13 protein-coding genes are annotated in these 20004 nt (G+C 40.9%); all 13 read left to right on the top strand.

The features are described from left to right. Positions 1–108 precede the first annotated feature (108 nt). The 13 genes from nrdD to rseP all read left to right on the top strand — a co-directional run bounded on the left by nrdD (position 109) and on the right by rseP (position 19990). Positions 109–2310: an anaerobic ribonucleoside-triphosphate reductase gene (gene nrdD, locus OZX60_06530; GenBank protein ID WEV45085.1), complete on the top strand. Its 2202-nt coding sequence runs from the start codon at positions 109–111 to the stop codon at positions 2308–2310. An 89-nt stretch (positions 2311–2399) separates the two neighbouring features. Continuing rightward, positions 2400–2561, top strand: a complete 162-nt coding sequence (locus OZX60_06525; protein ID WEV45084.1) for a hypothetical protein — start codon at positions 2400–2402, stop codon at positions 2559–2561. Beyond that, positions 2542–3141 (top strand): anaerobic ribonucleoside-triphosphate reductase activating protein, encoded by a 600-nt coding sequence (gene nrdG, locus OZX60_06520; GenBank protein WEV45083.1) that lies wholly within the window; start codon positions 2542–2544, stop codon positions 3139–3141. The genes OZX60_06525 and nrdG overlap by 20 nt, the downstream gene beginning before the upstream one ends. Positions 3142–3246: 105 nt before the next feature. Continuing rightward, the gene (locus tag OZX60_06515) at positions 3247–5127 is read left to right on the top strand and encodes a peptidase M13 (GenBank protein WEV45082.1); all 1881 of its coding nucleotides are present in this window, start codon (positions 3247–3249) and stop codon (positions 5125–5127) included. 285 nt (positions 5128–5412) lie between these two features. Next, positions 5413–9036 carry a DNA-directed RNA polymerase subunit beta gene (rpoB, locus tag OZX60_06510; GenBank protein WEV45081.1) on the top strand — a complete coding sequence of 1208 codons (3624 nt, stop codon included), beginning with the start codon at positions 5413–5415 and terminating at the stop codon, positions 9034–9036. Positions 9037–9144: 108 nt separating this feature from the next. Continuing rightward, on the top strand, positions 9145–12762 hold the full coding sequence (gene rpoC, locus OZX60_06505) for a DNA-directed RNA polymerase subunit beta' (GenBank protein WEV45080.1): 3618 nt from the start codon (positions 9145–9147) through the stop codon (positions 12760–12762). Positions 12763–12936: 174 nt separating this feature from the next. Further along, positions 12937–14163, top strand: a complete 1227-nt coding sequence (locus OZX60_06500) for an MFS transporter (protein ID WEV45079.1) — start codon at positions 12937–12939, stop codon at positions 14161–14163. A gap of 176 nt (positions 14164–14339) precedes the next feature. Next, entirely contained in the window at positions 14340–15485 is a 1146-nt protein-coding gene (gene tgt, locus OZX60_06495) for a tRNA guanosine(34) transglycosylase Tgt (protein WEV45078.1), read from the top strand. A gap of 61 nt (positions 15486–15546) precedes the next feature. After that, a complete protein-coding gene (yajC, locus tag OZX60_06490) occupies positions 15547–15909 on the top strand; it encodes a preprotein translocase subunit YajC (protein WEV45077.1) in 363 nt (120 codons plus the stop codon). Between the two features lie 79 nt (positions 15910–15988). Then, the gene (locus tag OZX60_06485) at positions 15989–16747 is read left to right on the top strand and encodes an isoprenyl transferase (GenBank protein WEV45076.1); all 759 of its coding nucleotides are present in this window, start codon (positions 15989–15991) and stop codon (positions 16745–16747) included. Then, positions 16748–17542 (top strand): phosphatidate cytidylyltransferase, encoded by a 795-nt coding sequence (locus OZX60_06480; protein WEV45075.1) that lies wholly within the window; start codon positions 16748–16750, stop codon positions 17540–17542. Between the two features lie 18 nt (positions 17543–17560). Next, a complete protein-coding gene (gene dxr, locus OZX60_06475) occupies positions 17561–18736 on the top strand; it encodes a 1-deoxy-D-xylulose-5-phosphate reductoisomerase (protein WEV45896.1) in 1176 nt (391 codons plus the stop codon). Positions 18737–18739: 3 nt separating this feature from the next. Next, positions 18740–19990, top strand: a complete 1251-nt coding sequence (gene rseP / locus OZX60_06470) for an RIP metalloprotease RseP (GenBank protein ID WEV45074.1) — start codon at positions 18740–18742, stop codon at positions 19988–19990. The last annotated feature ends 14 nt before the right edge of the window (positions 19991–20004 follow it).

The following is a 20004-nucleotide window of genomic DNA, read 5'->3' as shown; positions in this document are numbered from 1 at the left end:
ATTGTGCCATATTGACGTTTTTTAGATAAGTAACACAATATATAGTGGTAGTCAAGATTGAAATTAAATATTATTTTGTTATACTTAAACCTATACAAGGAGAGTCTAATGGATTTAATTGAAAAACTAGAGGATAAAGTTATGGATATTCAAGTCATCAAGCGTGATGGTAGGGTGCTTGATTTTGAAGCAGGAAAAATTTACACTTCCCTACTTAAGGCTAGTAGCTCAGAAGAATCAGAAGGATTGAATAAAAGCGATCACCCTGAAAAAATTTCCCAATTAGTCGATAAGGTTTTATTAGAAATTGCTAATAATTTTGACCAAAAGATTGGGGTTTTTGAAATTCAAGCAATCGTTGAGGAAGTCCTGCTGGAAAATCAGGAGGATCAGTTAGCTAAGGGTTATAGTGATTATAGGGTCGAGAGGAATTTGGCCCGTAAGCAGGCTACTGATATCAACTTCACTATTGATAAACTTTTAAACAAGGACCAGGCTGTGGTCAATGAAAATGCCAACAAGGACAGCGATGTCTTTAACACTCAAAGAGATTTGACTGCAGGAATTGTTGGAAAATCAATCGGGCTACGTCTTTTGCCAAGTCATGTGGCCAATGCCCACCAAAAGGGTGACATTCACTACCATGATCTTGATTACCATCCGTATACGCCGATGACCAACTGCTGTCTGATCGACTTCAAGGGAATGCTAGAAGACGGTTTTAACATCGGTAATGCTGAGGTGGTATCACCCAAGTCGATTCAAACGGCAACAGCTCAGATGAGTCAAATCATCGCAAATGTGGCTTCAAGTCAGTACGGGGGATGTTCAGCCAACCGGGTTGATGAGCTTTTAGCACCATACGCCAAATTGAACTTTGAAAAACACTTGGCTGATGCCCGCGAGTGGGTGGCAGCAGACCGCCAGGAAGAGTATGCCTATGCCAAGACGAAAAAAGACATCTATGATGCCATGCAGTCTTTGGAATATGAAATCAACACTCTTTTCACATCAAATGGTCAAACCCCATTCACTTCCCTTGGTTTTGGTCTGGGAGAAGACTGGTTTGCCCGTGAGATTCAAAGGGCCATTTTAGAAATCAGATTAAAGGGACTTGGTCGCGAGGGTCGTACAGCCATCTTCCCAAAACTTATCTTCACCCTAAAAGACGGGCTGAACCTACACGCCGATGAACCAAACTACGACATCAAAGAGTTAGCCCTTGAATGTGCCACAAAACGGATGTACCCAGATATCTTAAGCTATGACAAGATTGTCGAACTTACCGGTAGCTATAAGGTTCCAATGGGTTGCCGGTCCTTCCTACAGGGCTGGAAAAATGCCCAAGGTGAAGACGAGGTAGAAGGTCGGATGAACCTGGGGGTTGTAACACTTAATTTACCAAGGATTGCTCTTGAGTCAAAAAGTGACATGGACCGCTTCTGGAATATTTTTGGAGAACGTTTGGACATCTTGCGTGATGCTCTCGTTTATCGTATTGAACGTGTCAAAGAAGCAACTCCAGCAAATGCCCCGATTCTTTACCAAAATGGGGCCTTCGGGGGACGCCTGGCTAAAACAGACTCAGTTGACGAGCTCTTCAAAAACCGCAGGGCTACAGTTTCCATGGGTTATATTGGACTTTATGAGGTTGCGACAGTTTTCTATGGGGGGGACTGGGAGTCAAATCTTGAAGCTAAAGAGTTCACCCTGGATATCCTAAGAAGCATGAAGAAGGCCGCTGAAGCCTGGTCAGATGAGTATGCTTACCACTTCTCAGTCTATTCAACTCCTTCAGAGTCACTGACTGACCGCTTCTGCAAGCTTGATACGGAAAAATTTGGTGTCATTGAAGACATCACAGACAAGGAATACTACACAAACAGTTTCCACTATGACGTCAGAAAGAACCCAACTCCATTTGAGAAATTGGACTTTGAAAAAGACTATCCAGTCTATGCCAGCGGCGGATTCATCCACTACTGTGAGTATCCAATGCTCCAGCAGAATCCCAAAGCTTTAGAAGCTGTTTGGGACTATGCCTACGACCGAGTTGGCTATCTTGGTACCAATACCCCAATCGACAAATGCTATGAATGTCATTATGAGGGCGATTTTGCACCAACTGAGCGAGGATTTAAATGCCCTAACTGCGGTAATTCAAACCCTGCAACAGTTGATGTGGTTAAAAGAACCTGCGGTTACCTGGGAAATCCTCAGGCCCGTCCAATGGTGAATGGTCGCCACAAGGAAATCACCAGCCGAGTTAAGCATATGAATGGTTCAGTTGGTCATATTTTAGCTGATTAATTAGTTGGTTAATTATCTAAAAGAGAACATTAATTAATAGAACCTTAGAGAATTAGGAATAAGTATTTAAAAAAGATAAGGAGGTAGTTATGGGAAAATATCAATTAGATGACAAGGGACGTGCTCAAAATCAAAAGTTCCACGAGAAACATTCTAATGTAAAATCAGACAAGCAGGCTCGAATTTTAGAGATGCGTGCTAAATTTTTAGCTGGTAAAAAAGGACAAGCTAATGAAGAATCCAAAGCCTAAAGAATGGCTAGCAGAAGATTTAAGCCAGAATTATATAGCTGATTATAAGCCCTTTAACTTTGTTGACGGCGAAGGTGTGAGAAATAGTCTTTATGTATCAGGTTGTCCTTTCGCCTGTGAGGGCTGCTATAATGCAAGTGCTCAAAGTTTCCGCTTTGGTAGCCCCTATACTAAGGAGCTTGAAGAGAGGATTATGGCTGACATGAGAGAATCTTATGTTCAAGGCTTGACCCTTCTTGGCGGTGAACCCTTTTTGAACACAGGCGTAGTCCTTCCCCTGGTTAAAAGAATCAGAAGGGAGCTTCCTCAAAAAGATATTTGGTCATGGACAGGCTATACCTGGGAGGAACTCTTGCTTGATAGCTCTGATAAACTTGAACTACTGGAGAATATTGATATTTTGGTCGATGGCCGTTTTGATATTAATAAAAAGAATCTTCTTCTTCAGTTTAGGGGATCAAGCAATCAAAGGATTATTGATGTAAAAAAATCACTTGAATCAGGGCACCTTATTCTTTGGGATAAACTTAAGGATGGCAGTACAAGCTTTGAACAGGTTGACCGCAATAAATTATTATAAAAGGAACACTCGTTTAAATTTACGGGTGTTTTTTCTATAGTCTCTATAAGTTTAGAAATTATTCAGAATTTTTGATACAATACTATTAAAATAAAGGAGGAAGATATGGTTCGTATACAAGATGATTTATTTGAAGCAGTTAACAAGGATTGGTTGGAAAAAAGTAAAATTCCAAGTGACAAACCAAGAATATCTGCCTTCGATGAATTAGTTATTAATAATGAGAAAACACTCATGGAAGATTTTTCAGGTCCTGTTGATTTTGCAGAACCTGTAATGCATGAATTTATTAAATTTTATAAAAAAGCAGGAGATTTTGAAGCTCGTAAAAATTTTGGAGTGGAGCCTGTAAAAGCAGACTTAGCTCGAATTGAAGAGATCAAAGATTTTTCTGACTTTGATGAAAATTTGACAGATCTTATTTTAAATTCAAGTACAACACCGCCTTTTGGACTTTCAGTGTCTCCTGATATGAAGGATGCCATCCATAATGCCTTATACTTTTCAAGTGTTGGACTTATCCTGCCTGATACAAGTTATTATGCGGAAAATCATCCTAGAAAGGATGAACTTTTAGCCTTTTACCGTCAAAATACCATTGATATTTTAAAGGAGTTTGGCTATGACCAGGACAGGGCTGAAAAATTAGCTGATGATACATTGAAGTTTGATTCTCTCTTGGTTCCTTATGTAAATACAAGTGAAGAGTGGGCTAAATATGCAGACCTTTATAATCCAGTTGAGATTGGAGAATTTGTAGGCAAGCTTACAACAGTTGATTTCGACCGTTTGATGAGAGGGCTGATTGGGGAGCTTCCTGACCGAGTTCTTGTTTATGAGAAAAGATTCTTTGAAAATTTTAATAGCATCGTAAATGAAGAAAATTTTGAACTTATCAAGTCATACATGCTTGTTATGGCAGCAAGATCTGCGACAGGTTATTTATCAGACGATCTTCGAATTTTAGGTGGAGCCTTTGGTCGTTTCCTAAGCGGTATTTCTGAGGCCCGCAGTCAGGAAAAACACGCCTATGATCTTGCTACAGGGCAATTTTCTCAAGCAGTTGGACTTTATTATGGTCACAAGTATTTTGGGGAAGAGGCCAAGCAGGACGTCAAAAGAATGACTGCTCAAATGATTAAGATCTACCAAGAGCGTCTAAGTGACAATAATTGGTTATCTAAGGAAACAATTGATAAAGCCATTGAAAAACTTGATGCAATGACAGTCTTTATTGGCTATCCGGATAAGCTACCTGAGATTTATAACAAATTTAGGGTAGGAGATGCTAGTATCTATGAGGATGTTCGAGAATTTAGTAAAATCCGCACTCGTAGGCACTATGAAAAATACTCTGAGGATGTAGACAAGACTGAATGGCATATGCCAGCTCACATGGTAAATGCCTACTTTAGTCCAGACAGTAACACAATTGTTTTCCCAGCAGCTATTCTCCAAGAACCTTTCTATAGTGTAAGTCAAAGCAGTAGTCAAAATTACGGGGGAATCGGGGCAGTTATTGCCCATGAAATCTCACACGCCTTTGACAATAACGGTGCTCTTTTTGACAAATTCGGTAACATGGAAAACTGGTGGACTGAAGAAGATTTCAAAGCCTTTGAGGAAAAACAAAAACTGATGATTGATGAGTTTGAAGGACTTGAAATTGCAGGTGGCAAGGTTAATGGAACACTTGTTGTTAGTGAAAATATCGCAGATGCTGGAGGGCTAACAGCAGCCATGACAGCAAGTCAACTGGAACCAGATGCTAATCTGCGTGAGGTCTTTGAACAGTGGGCTACTGTTTGGCGTAACAAGGCCAAGGATGAGTACACACAAATGTTGTTAAGTTCTGATGTCCATGCTCCGGCCAAACTTCGTGCAAATGTCCAACCAACTAACTTAGATGAATTCTTTGAGGTCTTTGATGTTAAAGAAGGAGATCCTATGTGGCGCGCGCCAGAGGATAGGGTTAAAATTTGGTAAGAAACTTCTATAAGTAAGAATAATAAAAAATAAGAAAAACTCTTGACATTACCAAAAAGTAGTGTATAATAGGAAGAAATAGTTTGTCGGTGCACCTGGTATGAAATATTGTCCATACGGGTGTAGTGAGCAGCGGTGAAGGAATTGACCGTTGCTTTTTTTGCCGTTTTAGACCTTGTTTTTCAGGTTAAGTCACTGAAACTTAAAGCTTCTAAATTTTCAGACTACTTTAAAATAACTATTTATAAGCAATGATTTGTAAAATAGGAAAGAGGAGAAACTACATTGGCAGGACATGATGTTGCCTACGGTAAACACCGTACAAGACGCAGTTTTTCGCGAATCAAAGAAGTTCTTGATTTGCCAAATTTAATTGAAATCCAAACAGATAGCTACCAGCAATTTCTTGATGAAGGCTTTAAGGATGTATTCCAAGAAATGCTTCCGATTAATAACTTCACAGATACAATGGAGCTTGAGTTCGTTGGTTACGAAATGCGTGAACCTAAATATACGATTGAAGAAGCTCGTGCCCACGATGCTAACTACTCAGCACCAATTTTTGTAACCTTCCGCCTTATTAATAAGGAAACTGGAGAAATCAAAACTCAGGAAGTTTTCTTTGGTGATTTCCCACTTATGACTGAAATGGGAACCTTCGTTATCAACGGAGCGGAACGTATCATCGTAAGTCAGTTGGTTCGTAGCCCTGGTGTTTACTTCCACGATAAAGTAGATAAAAACGGTAAAGTTGGATATGGCCACACTGCCATCCCTAACCGTGGTGCCTGGTTCGAACTTGATACAGACGCTAAAGATATCGGTTATGCTCGTATCGACCGTACTCGTAAACTACCATTTACAGTAATGATGCGTGCTCTTGGATTTGGAGCTGACTCAGAAATCTTCGAGATTCTTGGGGACTCAGAAATCCTTCGTAACACAATCGAAAAAGACATCCACAAAAACCAAAACGACACTCGTGTTGAAGAAGCTCTTAAAGACATCTATGACCGTATCCGTCCAGGTGAACCAAAAACTGCTGACTCATCTCGTAACCTTCTTGTGGCAAGATTCTTCGACCCACGTCGTTATGACCTAGCACCAGTTGGACGTTACAAGGTAAACAAAAAACTAGCTCTTAAGAACCGTCTTTTAGGTCTTACACTTGCTGAGCCTTTAGTTGATCAAGAAACAGGAGAAATCCTAGTTGAGGCTGATACTCTTGTAACTCGTGAAGTTCTTGATAATATCACTGAAGCTCTTGATAATGGTTTAGCTACAGTTACTTACTACCCATCAGATGATGCAGTATTAAACGAAGCTGTTAACCTTCAAGTAGTTAAAGTTTACTCACCTCTTGACCCAGAACGTGTGGTTAACGTGATCAGTAACGGTCAAATTGACTCTGAAGTTCGTACAATTACACCGGCTGATATCATTGCAAGCATCAACTACTGGCTTGGATTAAATGATAACATTGGTAAGGTTGACGATATCGACCACCTTGGTAACCGTCGTATCCGTTCAGTAGGTGAACTACTTCAAAACCAAGTTCGTATCGGTCTTAGCCGTATGGAACGTGTTATCCGTGAACGTATGTCAAGTCAAGACAATGAGAACATGACTCCTCAAGCTCTACTTAACATCCGTCCAGTTGTAGCTGCAATCAAAGAATTCTTTGGTTCTTCACAGCTTTCACAGTTCATGGACCAACATAACCCGCTTTCAGAGCTTTCACACAAACGTCGTCTATCAGCCCTTGGGCCTGGTGGTCTTACACGTGACCGTGCCGGATATGAAGTCCGTGACGTACACTACACTCACTACGGTCGTATGTGTCCGATTGAAACCCCTGAGGGACCAAATATCGGGCTTATCAACAACCTTTCAAGCTACGGAAAAATCAACAAATACGGATTCATCCAAAGCCCATACCGCAAGGTTGACCGTGCATCAGGTCTTGTAACTAGCGACATTCACTGGCTAACAGCTGATGAGGAAGATAACTACACAGTAGCACAGGCAAACTCTCCGCTTAATGAAGATGGAACTTTTGCAAATGATACTGTAATGGCCCGTCACACAGGTAACAATATTGAGGTATCAACTGAACTTATTGATTACATGGACGTATCTCCTAAACAGGTAGTAGCGGTAGCGACAGCTTGTATTCCTTTCTTGGAAAACGATGACTCTAACCGTGCCCTAATGGGAGCGAACATGCAGCGTCAGGCAGTACCACTTATTGACCCACACGCACCATTCATCGGAACTGGTATGGAACACCAGGCAGCCCACGACTCAGGAGCGGCTCTGATTTCAAAACACGCAGGAACTGTTGAGTTCGCTGATGCTGCTGAAATCCGTATCCGCCGTGAATCTGGTGAGCTTGATATCTACAACGTTACTAAGTTCCGCCGTTCAAACTCAGGAACATCTTACAACCAACGCACTCTTGTTAAGGTTGGAGATAAGGTTGATGCAAGTGAGATCATCGCTGATGGACCATCTATGGAAAATGGGGAAATGGCCCTTGGTCAAAACCCACTAGTTGCCTTCATGACATGGGAAGGGTATAACTTCGAGGATGCCGTAATCATGAGTGAACGTCTGGTTAAAGATGACGTTTATACATCTATTGCCATTGAAGAATACGAATCAGAAACACGCGATACAAAGCTTGGGCCTGAAGAAATTACCCGCGAAGTACCAAACGTTGGTGAAGAAGCACTTAAGAACCTTGACGAATTCGGTATTATCCGCATCGGTGCTGAGGTTAAAGAAGGTGACCTTCTAGTTGGTAAGGTTACACCAAAAGGTGTAAGCGAACTTTCTGCAGAAGAACGCCTCCTTCACGCAATCTTCGGTGAGAAATCACGTGAAGTACGTGACACATCTCTTCGTGTACCTCACGGAGCTGACGGTATCGTCCACGATGTTAAGATCTTCCGCCGTGAAAATGGGGACGAACTTGCAACTGGTGTTAACATGCTTGTTCGTGTATACATCGTTCAAAAACGTAAGATCCACGTTGGGGATAAAATGGCCGGACGTCACGGAAACAAAGGGGTTGTATCACGCATCCTTCCAGTTGAAGACATGCCTTACCTTCCAGACGGAACTCCAGTCGATATCATGCTTAACCCTCTAGGGGTACCATCACGGATGAATATCGGACAGGTTATGGAGCTTCACCTAGGAATGGCTGCCCGCCAACTAGGAATCCACATCGCAACTCCAGTCTTCGACGGAGCAAACGATGACGACATCTGGAACACAGTTAAAGAAGCTGGTATGGCAGATGACGCAAAAACTGTCCTTTACGACGGACGTACTGGTGAACCATTTGACAACCGTGTATCAGTTGGTGTCATGTACATGATCAAACTTCACCACATGGTTGACGATAAACTTCACGCCCGTAGCGTAGGACCTTACTCACTAGTTACCCAACAACCACTTGGAGGTAAAGCTCAATTTGGTGGACAACGTTTCGGGGAAATGGAAGTATGGGCCCTTGAGGCATATGGAGCTGCCTATATCCTACAAGAAATCTTGACTTACAAGTCAGATGACGTTACAGGACGTACTAAGGCATACGAAGCAATCGTTAAGGGAGAACGCATCCCTCGTCCAGGTGTTCCTGAATCATTCCGCGTACTTGTTAAAGAGCTACAATCTCTAGGTCTTGACATGAAAGTACTTGATGATGAAGACAACACACTTGAACTTCGTGATCTTGATGATGATGAAGATGATGGAATCCACGTTGATGCCCTTGAAAAAGCCCGTAAGGAACAAGAAAAATTACGTGCTGAAAATCTTGCTGCAGAAGAATTAAAAGCTGCTCAAGAAATCAAGGAAGTTCAAGCAAACGAACTTGAATCTGATGCAGATGGCAAGTAAGTTAGGATTTAACTTCAGTAAAAATAAATAATATAGATTTTGAGAACTGACGTTGATAAAGGGCACAGATGCCCTTTATCAAGTTTTATATAGCTAGGAGAAGAAATCTTGGTAGATGTTAATAAATTTCAGAGTATGCAAATATCTCTGGCTTCACCACGCCAAATCCGTACTTGGTCTTACGGTGAAGTAAAAAAACCAGAAACAATCAACTACCGTACACTAAAACCAGAACGTGAAGGACTATTTGATGAACGTATCTTTGGTCCTACAAAAGACTGGGAGTGTGCCTGTGGTAAATACAAACGTATCCGTTATAAAGGGATCGTTTGTGACCGCTGTGGTGTAGAAGTTACCCGTGCTAAAGTGCGTCGTGAACGTATGGGACACATCGAGCTTGCAGCTCCTGTAACTCACATTTGGTACTTCAAAGGTATCCCGTCTCGTATGGGTCTTGCTCTAGATATGAGCCCACGTGCCCTTGAGGAAGTAATCTACTTCGCATCATACGTGGTAATCGATCCAAAAGACACTCCAATGGAGAAGAAAACACTTCTAAGTGAACGCGAATACCGTGAAAAAATGCTGGAATACGGCTACGGATCATTTGTTGCTAAGATGGGTGCTGAAGCTATTCAAGACCTTCTTATGGATGTTGACCTAGATAGTGAAATCGCTGAACTTAAGGAAGAACTTAAAACAGCAAGTGGACAAAAACGTGTTAAGGCTGTTCGTCGTCTGGATATCCTTGATGCCTTCCGTAAATCTGACAACCAGCTTGACTGGATGGTAATGGATGTACTTCCAGTTATTCCACCAGATCTACGTCCAATGGTTCAACTTGATGGTGGACGTTTTGCCACAAGTGACCTTAACGACCTTTACCGCCGTGTTATTAACCGTAACAACCGTCTTAAACGTCTGATTGAGCTTAACGCTCCTGGAATCATCGTTCAAAATGAGAAACGTATGCTTCAAGAGGCTGTTGATGCCCTAATCGATAACGGACGTCGCGGTCGTCCAATCACAGGACCAGGTAACCGTCCACTTAAATCTCTAAGCCACATGCTTAAAGGTAAACAAGGACGTTTCCGTCAGAACTTGCTTGGTAAACGTGTTGACTACTCTGGACGTTCAGTAATCGTCGTAGGACCAACTCTTAAGATGTACCAATGTGGTCTTCCAAAAGAGATGGCAATTGAGCTATTCAAACCATTTGTTATGGCTGAACTTGTTAAACGCGAGATGGCAGCCAATGTTCGTGCAGCTAAACGTAAGGTTGAGCGTATGGATGAAGACATCTGGGATGTTTTAGAAGATGTAATCAAAGAACACCCAGTTCTACTTAATAGGGCACCTACCCTTCACAGACTTGGTATCCAGGCCTTTGAACCAGTTCTTATCGATGGACGCGCAATTCGCCTTCACCCACTTGTATGTGAGGCCTACAATGCCGACTTCGATGGAGACCAAATGGCCGTCCACGTACCACTTTCTGAAGAAGCTCAAGCTGAAGCTCGTATCCTTATGCTTGCTGCTGAGCATATCCTTAACCCTAAAGATGGTAAGCCAGTAGTAACTCCATCTCAGGATATGGTTCTAGGTAACTACTACCTAACTATGGAAGAAGCTGGACGTGAAGGGGAAGGAATGATCTTCTCTAACGCTGACGAAGCTATCATCGCTTGGCGCAATGGTTACGTTCACCTACACACACGTGTTGGTATCGCAACTAACTCACTAGAAAAACCTTGGACTTCTGAACAAGAAGGTAAAATCCTTCTTACAACAGTTGGTAAGATTCTCTTCAATGCAATTATGCCTGCTGAGTTCCCTTACCTAAATGAGCCAACTATGGATAACCTTACAAGTAAGACTGATGATCGTTACTTCGTTCCTGCAGGAGGAAATGTTAAAGAAGCGATTGAAAATCTTGATCTTGTAGCTCCATTCAAGAAAAAATATCTTGGTAATGTAATCGCTGAGGTCTTCAAACGTTTCCGTACTACAGAAACATCTGAAATGCTTGACCGTCTGAAAGACTTAGGTTACCATCACTCAACAAAAGCTGGTCTTACAGTGGGTATCGCAGATATCCCAGTCGTTGAAGAAAAACATGAAATCATCGACGCAGCCCATGAAAAAGTTGAAACAATTACTAAACAATTCCGTCGTGGTCTAATCACTGATGATGAACGCTACCAAGCAGTTACAAACGTTTGGCGTGGTGCCAAAGAAGAGCTTGAGAAACGTCTGATTGAAACTCAGGATCTTAAGAACCCAATCGTAATGATGATGGACTCTGGAGCCCGTGGTAACATCTCAAACTTCTCACAGCTTGCCGGTATGCGTGGACTTATGGCCGCTCCGAATGGACGTATCATGGAACTTCCAATCATCTCGAACTTCCGTGAAGGTCTATCAGTCCTCGAGATGTTCTTCTCTACCCACGGAGCTCGTAAAGGTATGACCGATACGGCTCTTAAGACTGCCGATTCAGGTTACCTGACTCGTCGTCTAGTAGACGTAGCCCAAGACGTAATCATCCGTGAAGACGACTGTGGAACTGACCGCGGACTTATCATCAGTGCTATCACTGACGGTAAAGAAATGGTTGAACCACTTGATGAGCGTTTAGCAGGACGTTATACTCTACAAACTGTAACTAATCCTGAAACTGGTGAAGTAATCATTGGTATGGATGAGCTTATCACAGAAGATATTGCTTCAGCTATTGTGAAAGCTGGTATTGAACAAGTTAAAATCCGTAGCGTATTTACTTGTCGTACTCGTCACGGTGTATGTAAACACTGTTATGGTGTCAACCTTGCTACAGGTGACGCGGTTGAAGTTGGTGAAGCAGTTGGTACAATTGCAGCCCAATCAATCGGGGAACCAGGAACACAGCTTACAATGCGTACCTTCCATACGGGTGGGGTTGCCTCAAGTGAAGATATCACTCAGGGTCTTCCTCGTATCCAGGAAATCTTTGAAGCTCGTAATCCTAAAGGGGAAGCAATCATCACTGAAGTTACAGGTGAAGTTGTTGAAATCACTGAAGAAGCAAGCACACGTACTAAGGAAGTAACTGTCAAAGGTGAAACTGATACTCGTACATATACTGTACCATTCACATCTCGTATGAAGGTTGCAGTTGGTGATTTCGTTCACCGTGGTGCTCCACTTACTGAAGGATCAATCGAACCTAAACACCTACTACAAGTACGTGACGCCCTATCTGTAGAAACTTACCTACTTGCAGAGGTACAAAAAGTTTACCGTTCTCAAGGGGTAGAAATCGGCGACAAACACGTTGAGGTTATGGTCCGTCAAATGCTTCGTAAGGTTCGCGTTATGGATCCAGGGGACACTGATCTTCTACCAGGAACACTTATGGACATCTCAGACTTCTCTGATGCCAATGAAGACACTCTTATCAAGGGTGGAGTTCCTGCGACATCACGTCCAGTTCTTATGGGGATTACAAAAGCCTCACTTGAAACTAACTCATTCCTATCAGCTGCATCATTCCAGGAAACAACTCGTGTCCTTACAGATGCTGCCATCCGTGGTAAGAAAGACCACCTACTTGGTCTTAAGGAAAATGTTATCATTGGTAAGATTATCCCAGCGGGTACAGGTATGCAGCGCTACCGTAACATCGAGCCACAAGCTCATGTACCAGTAGTCGAAGAAACAGAAGAAGTAGTTGAAGTTACTGAATAAAGGCTAACTTTAATAACTTTTAATAAATAAAAAATACCCAAGGTTAATTCCTGGGTATTTTTTTGTTGGCTGCGGAAATTCTCATATATAATGAAAGTTTCCAGTAAATTTTTGGAAGTTCCTCTCTTAAATGGTATGATTTTTATAATAAATTATAATAAAAGGGGTTAGTGGATGAATATATTTTTAAAAAATAGAGATTTTAGGCAGATGTCGATAAATGAATGGATTTCAATCTTAGGGGATACAATGTTTTATTTGGCCTTTATTAATTATGTGTCAGCCTATAAATTTGCTCCCCTGGCGGTCCTTTTAATTACCATTTCAGAAACAATTCCCCAGATTATTCAAATCTTTACAGGGGTAGCAGCAGATTTTCAAAAAAATAGAATAAAAAAGTATACAATAATTGCTCTCATTAAATTTATTCTTTATACCTTTGTAGCTATAATTTTACTTGGAAGCGAATTTGGTATCCTATCAGTTTTTTTAATTTGTGGTATTAATCTTGTATCTGACACCCTAGGTACTTTTTCTGGGGCCATGTTAACTCCAATTTATATGCGAATTATAAGTGATGATATGACCCAAGCCATGGGTTTTAAGCAGGCCACCTCTAGCTTAGTTAGGATGTTTGGAAATCTCTTGGGCGGAGTTTTAGTAGGCTTTATTAGTATCGGAAATTTTGCGGCAATTAATGCCTTGACCTTCCTATTAGTTTTTCTAGGAATTCTTTTGATTAAAAAGGATCTAATCAAGTATGAAGAGGAAATTCCTCCGGGTCGTCCTATGAGCTTTAATGGCTTTTTAGATCACTTGAAGGAGTCGTTGAAAATATTATTTGGTTTAAAAGATGTGGTCAGGCTTTTAGGAATTCTTTCCATTAGCCAGGCCGTTATGAGCATCCTTGTTCCCCTATCAACCCTTGTGCTCTTAAAGACAAGTTTTTACGGCTTAGAAAATGGACAGTCGATTGCTATTTTGACGGTCATGGAGCTTGTGGGGCTAGTTTTTGGTAGCTTCCTAAGTGGGTCCCTTTTGAAGAAGATGACGACAAGAAGTTCCATCTATTTATGCCAACTTATGGAGCTTTTGATAATTTTTGGTTTTGCAAATCAAAGTTTTCTTCTGATTATAATTGGTGCCTTTGGAAATGCCCTTTCAGTTGGGGTTTTAAGTCCTAGGTTGCAGAAGGCAGTCTTTAGCCTGATTCCAGAAAAAGCTATGGGAGCCATTCAATCAGCTATTTCAACAATCACTGTTGTTTTTCCGGGACTTTTATCCATCGCTCTTGTTGCTGTTGCTAGCTCCCTTGGAATCATGCCTGCAGCAATTTGTCTAGGACTTTTAGTAGTTCTTGCTATCGGTCTAATTCTAAGCATGAAGGAGATTCCTGCCTAAGCTTTGTCAAACACTAGTAAAGCTTATTTTAAATATTTCAAGCAGGTTAAAGTCAGGTGATTAATCTTTTATTATCTTTACGGCCCAAGTCAAATTTGTTAGAATAGTAGAGCTGTAGCTAAGTAAGAAGCTATAAAAAAATGCCTTGAACTGTTTTTTCAAGAGCCGGAGGAAAAATGAAAGATTCACCGATAAAATATCGTCTGATTAAGACAGAAAAACATACAGGAGCCCGTTTAGGAGAAATTATAACTCCCCACGGGACTTTTCCAACACCCATGTTCATGCCAGTTGGAACGCTTGCAACTGTTAAAACTCAAAGCCCAGAAGAGCTTAAGGCCATGGGAAGTGGGATTATTCTTGCCAATACCTATCACTTGTGGTTACGCCCTGGTGATGAACTTGTTAAAAAAGCTGGTGGTCTCCATAAGTTTATGAACTGGGATCAACCGATTTTAACTGATTCAGGAGGTTTTCAGGTCTTTAGTTTGGCTGAAAGTCGTCATATTGAAGAAGCAGGAGTTAATTTCAAGAGCCACTTAAATGGTGAAAAACTTTTCTTAAGTCCTGAAAAGGCCATCCAGATTCAGAATAATCTAGGTTCTGACATTATGATGAGTTTTGATGAATGTCCGCAATTCTACCAGCCTTATGACTATGTTAAGGCATCAATTGAAAGAACCAGCCGCTGGGCTGAAAGGGGTCTTCGTGCCCATGAAAATCCAGATCGCCAGGGTCTTTTTGGGATTGTTCAAGGGGCAGGGTTTGAGGACCTTCGCCGTCAGTCAGCTCAAGATTTAATTAGCATGGATTTTCCAGGTTATTCAATCGGAGGTCTTGCTGTTGGTGAAAGTCATGAGGAGATGAATGCTGTTCTTGACTTTACAGCACCTATGCTACCTGCTAATAAACCCCGTTATTTAATGGGAGTAGGAGCACCGGATTCTTTAATCGATGGTGTAATTAGAGGAATTGATATGTTTGACTGCGTTCTACCTACTCGAATTGCAAGGAACGGAACTTGTATGACAAGTAATGGACGCTTGGTTGTAAAAAATGCTCAGTTTGCTGAAGACTTTAGGCCAATTGATGAAAATTGTGACTGCTATACTTGTCAAAATTATACTAGAGCTTACGTCCGTCATTTAATAAAATGTGATGAAACTTTTGGTATGCGCCTGACCTCAACTCACAATCTTCACTTCCTCTTAAACCTTATGAAACAGGTTCGTCAGGCCATTATGGATGACAACCTTCTTGAATTTAGGGAAGACTTTTGTGAACGTTATGGTTACAACAAAGAAAATGCCAAGCAATTCTAATTTGTTAAAGGCCAAGAAATTTGGTAAACTGTAGAAAGCAACATAAAAATCGGAGGTAGATATGGGTAGCCCATTTATTTTAGTAATGTTAGTCATGGTTGGGGGAATGATGTTCATGACCTCAAGACAGCAAAAGAAAGCTCAAGAAAGTCGTAAAAACTTACTTGATAGCATGAAAATTGGAAGTTCAATTGTAACCATCGGAGGACTTCACGGTACACTTTTTGCTGTTAATGATGACCTTGGAACTATTGAACTTGATTGTGAAGGTGTAATTTTAACCTTTGACAAGTCTGCTATTAAAACTGTAAAAGAGCCAGCTCAAGTACAGGCCGAGGCAGAAAAATTTGTAGCTGACAGTGAAGAAAAAGCTGATCAAGAGAGCCAAAGACCTTACGACACACCAATCGAAGAAGACAAATAAGAGGGCCTAGGCCCTCTTTTATCTGTATTAAAAATAATTTAATTATGGTAAAATAGGATATTAAGTATGTGGAGTGATTATGTTAAATCTGTTTAAAAATAAAGATATAAAAAATTTAGCTGATATTCCAGTTCCTAATCACATTGGGATAATTATGGACGGGAATGGAAGATGGGCTAAAAGACAGGGGAAACCTAGAATTTTAGGTCATAAGGCAGGTATGGATTCCCTCCAAAGGGCAGCCATTCATGGTCAAAAAATGGGAATTAAGGTCATGACAGTCTATGCCTTTTCAACAGAAAATTGGGCAAGACCTGAGGCAGAAGTAAAATTCATTATGAGCCTACCCATCGATTTTTATGAAAAATTCGTTCCTGTTTTAAATAGGGAAAATATTCAAATTAGAATGATTGGGGAAAGACAAGGTGTTCCTAAGTCAACCCTTGATGCTATTGATAGGGCAAGTATTGATACTAAAGATAATACTGGGATGATCTTAAATTTTGCCCTGAACTACGGGGGTCGTAACGAAATTACCCAGGCTGTTAAAAAAATTGCAGGGGCTGTAAAAGAAGGAAGCATTAGTCTAGAAGATATCAATGAAGATTTGATTTCAAGAAATCTAGAGACCTCTATCTTACCAGAAGAGTACTGGGATCCTGATTTTATTGTTCGAACTAGCGGTGAGGAAAGACTTAGTAATTTTCTTCCCTGGCAGGCAGCCTATAGTGAACTTTACTTTACCCCAACCTTATGGCCTGATTTTGATGAGGCAGAGCTTGAAAAAGCAGTGGAAATTTATAAAAAACGTGATCGAAGATACGGAGGAATTAAATAGATGAGAGAAAGAGTTATTACTGGAGTTGTAGCTGGAGGGATTTTTATTCTAGCAATTCTCAAGGGTGGCTTGATTTTAAACCTTTTAGTAGCAGCTTTAGCTGTTATAGCTCTTAGTGAGTTATTCAAAATGGCAAATCTGCCATTTTTATCACTTGAAGGTGGGTTGTCTTCCCTTGCTACCTTGGCTCTAGTTCTTCCGATGAACACTTATTTTCCAAAACTTGGAGTGGATAGCCAACTCATGCTCTTTACCTTCTTTGTCTTTAGCCTACTAGCAGGTATGGTCTTTTCAAAGGGTCAATACAAGTATGAAAATATTGGCTTTCCTTTCCTATCAGCCTTCTATATTGGAATTGGTTTTCAGAGTCTTTTAAATGCTAGGTTGAATAGTTTGTTTGTTATATTCTTAGCCCTCTTTATCGTTTGGGCGACTGATATCGGTGCCTATTTTGCAGGAAGTAAATACGGCAAGCACAAGTTAATTCCTTCAGTTTCTCCTAATAAGACAATTGAAGGATCCCTTGGGGGAATCTTATCGGCTGTCGTGACAAGTTTTCTTATGGCCATTCTTTTTTCTAAGTATGCACCAAATATCTCTTTAGGGAAGCTTCTTTTCCTAACTATTATCTTTAGTGTGGTAGCTCAGCTAGGAGATTTGGTTGAAAGCTCTATCAAGCGTCAATACGGGGTTAAGGATTCAGGTGACATTCTACCAGGTCACGGGGGAATTTTAGACCGTTTTGATAGTTTGCTATTTGTTTTTCCAATAATGCACCTTTTTGGTCTCTTTTAAGATTCGGACATGAAAGCAATGAAAAAAATTTGTTTGTTGGGTGCTACGGGATCAATTGGATCAAGTACCCTAGATATAATTGAAAATAATCCCCATAAATTTCAGCTGCTTGCAATAAGTTTTGGACAAAATTTAGCCAAGGCTCGCGCCATTATTGAACAATTTAAGCCTCTTTATGTAGCAACCCAATCAGAAGAAAATGCTAGTCTTTTAAAAAAGGATTATCCAGGTTTACAGGTTTTTTATGGTGATGAAGGGCTAGCTGAGCTTGTTGAAGTTGACTATGATTTACTTTTAAATGCTGTGATGGGAAGTGTTGGTCTTCTTCCAACCATGAGGGCTATTGAACTTGGAAGGGATATTGCTATTGCCAACAAGGAAACCCTAGTTGTTGCAGGAGATTTTATCATGCCAGCAGCAAGGGCCAAGGGAGTAAAAATACTTCCTGTTGATAGTGAACATTCAGCAATTTTTCAACTTCTTGAAGGGGTGAAAAATTCTGACCTAAGGGATATAACCATAACAGCTAGCGGAGGTAGTTTCAGAGATAAGAAACGCTCAGAACTCAAAGGAGTTAGCGTTGAGGATGCCTTAAATCATCCCAACTGGTTTATGGGAGCAAAGATTACAATTGATAGTGCTACCATGGTTAATAAGGGGCTTGAGGTCATTGAAGCCCATCACCTTTTCAATCTTGATTACGGGCGAATCAATGTTCTTATGCATAGGGAAAGTGTGGTTCACTCCCTTGTAACTACCCATGACGGGGCTATGTTTGCAGAACTTGGAGCCAGTGATATGAGGCAACCCATTCAGTACGCCCTTACCTATCCTAACCATGAACCCTTGATTAAGGAAAAGGATTTTTCTCTGGCTGATATGGCCTGCCTTCACTTTGAACAAGTTGATTATGAACGTTTCCCTATGCTTGCCTTAGCCTTTGAGGTTGGTCGCCTTGGTGGAAGCTTTCCTGCTGTATATAATGCAGCAAATGAAATAGCTGTGGCTTCATTTTTAGCAGGCGAGATCGAATTCTTAGAAATTGAAACTGTCATTGAAAGGGCAGTTGCTCGTCACACGGAAGTAGCCCAATTAAGTCTTGAAAAACTGATAGCAATTGATCAACAAACCAGAAAATCAGTTAAAGAATGGATTAAAAATAAGGATGTAGGCTTTGAATCTCAAGGAGGTTAGAGAATGGAAGTTATTAAAACACTAGTTACATTTATTATAATTTTTGGTGTAATTGTAATCGTTCATGAGTTTGGTCATTTTTACTTTGCCAAAAAAGCAGGGATCCTTGTCAGAGAATTTTCAATTGGAATGGGCCCCAAGTTATTTGGTCATATAGGTCGTGATGGAACAGCCTACAGTATTAGGATGCTCCCTCTTGGAGGCTATGTCCGTATGGCCGGCTGGGGTGATGATGACACAGAAATTAAAACAGGTACGCCAGTTGGTCTTACTCTTGTTGATGGTCTTGTGACAAGGATTAATCTAAGGCAGGGAACAAGCTATTTGGAAGAGCTGCCCATGTTTGTGACCTCTTATGATTTTGAGAATGCTCTAACCATTACCGGTGAGGTTGCAGGTGACGAAAGAATCTATCCAGTAAATCATGATGCAACAATTATTGAAGCTGACGGGACAGAGGTTAGGATTGCACCAAGTGACGTTCAATACCAAAATGCAAGCCTTAAAGGGCGCTTGATGACAAACTTTGCAGGGCCTATGAATAACTTTATTTTGGGAATCCTTGCTTTTATTCTAGCGGCCTTTCTAGCTGGTGGTGTTCAGGATCTTTCAACCAATCAAATTGGCGAGGTCGCAAGTGACTCTCCTGCAGCTCAAGCAGGCCTTGAATCAGGTGCCTACATTGAAAAAATTAATGGTGTTTCTATCTCAAATTGGGATGATTTGACTAAAAATATAGGGGAAAGTCAAGTAGCTAGCCTAACTTTTGACGTTGTTCAAGACGGACAAAGTAAGGAGCTTAAAATAACTCCGAACAAGGTGGAAGACCGTTACTTGGTCGGCATTGCCCCCCATATTAAAACAGGGTTTATGGATAAAATAAGCTACGGTTTTAGTGAATCACTAAGTGCTTCTACAGCGATTGTTAAGGCTTTGGGAGATTTGATCGTAAAACCTAATATCAATAAGTTGGGTGGTCCAGTTGCCATGTACCAAATGAGTGGAACAGCAGCCCAGGCGGGTCTTTCAACAGTTGTTAAATTTATGGCAATTTTATCAATTAATCTGGGAATTTTTAACCTAATTCCAATCCCAGCTCTTGACGGGGGTAAAATTGTCTTTAACATAATTGAAGCCATCCGTAGAAAACCAATAAGCCCAGAAAAAGAAGGAATAATTACAGCAGTTGCCATGGTCTTTATGATTATACTAATGATTGCTGTAACCTGGAATGACTTTATGAGACTATTTTAGTAAGTGAAAGGAAA

The sequence above is a fragment of the Streptococcaceae bacterium ESL0687 genome (genome assembly GCA_029392475.1).
In the GTDB taxonomy this organism is placed as follows: Bacteria; Bacillota; Bacilli; order Lactobacillales; family Streptococcaceae; genus Floricoccus.
The sequence above is the reverse complement of the archived record's forward strand: the minus strand, read 5'-3'. Positions and strand labels throughout refer to the sequence as shown.

Bases quoted from the DNA above. Each gene is read 5' to 3' on its own strand.
- nrdD (WEV45085.1), top strand. From the start codon at position 109: ATGGATTTAATTGAAAAACTAGAGGATAAAGTTATGGATATTCAAGTC.
- OZX60_06525 (WEV45084.1), top strand. From the start codon at position 2,400: ATGGGAAAATATCAATTAGATGACAAGGGACGTGCTCAAAATCAAAAG.
- nrdG (WEV45083.1), top strand. From the start codon at position 2,542: ATGAAGAATCCAAAGCCTAAAGAATGGCTAGCAGAAGATTTAAGCCAG.
- OZX60_06515 (WEV45082.1), top strand. From the start codon at position 3,247: ATGGTTCGTATACAAGATGATTTATTTGAAGCAGTTAACAAGGATTGG.
- OZX60_06500 (WEV45079.1), top strand. From the start codon at position 12,937: ATGAATATATTTTTAAAAAATAGAGATTTTAGGCAGATGTCGATAAAT.
- tgt (WEV45078.1), top strand. From the start codon at position 14,340: ATGAAAGATTCACCGATAAAATATCGTCTGATTAAGACAGAAAAACAT.
- yajC (WEV45077.1), top strand. From the start codon at position 15,547: ATGGGTAGCCCATTTATTTTAGTAATGTTAGTCATGGTTGGGGGAATG.
- OZX60_06485 (WEV45076.1), top strand. From the start codon at position 15,989: ATGTTAAATCTGTTTAAAAATAAAGATATAAAAAATTTAGCTGATATT.
- OZX60_06480 (WEV45075.1), top strand. From the start codon at position 16,748: ATGAGAGAAAGAGTTATTACTGGAGTTGTAGCTGGAGGGATTTTTATT.
- dxr (WEV45896.1), top strand. From the start codon at position 17,561: ATGAAAAAAATTTGTTTGTTGGGTGCTACGGGATCAATTGGATCAAGT.
- rseP (WEV45074.1), top strand. From the start codon at position 18,740: ATGGAAGTTATTAAAACACTAGTTACATTTATTATAATTTTTGGTGTA.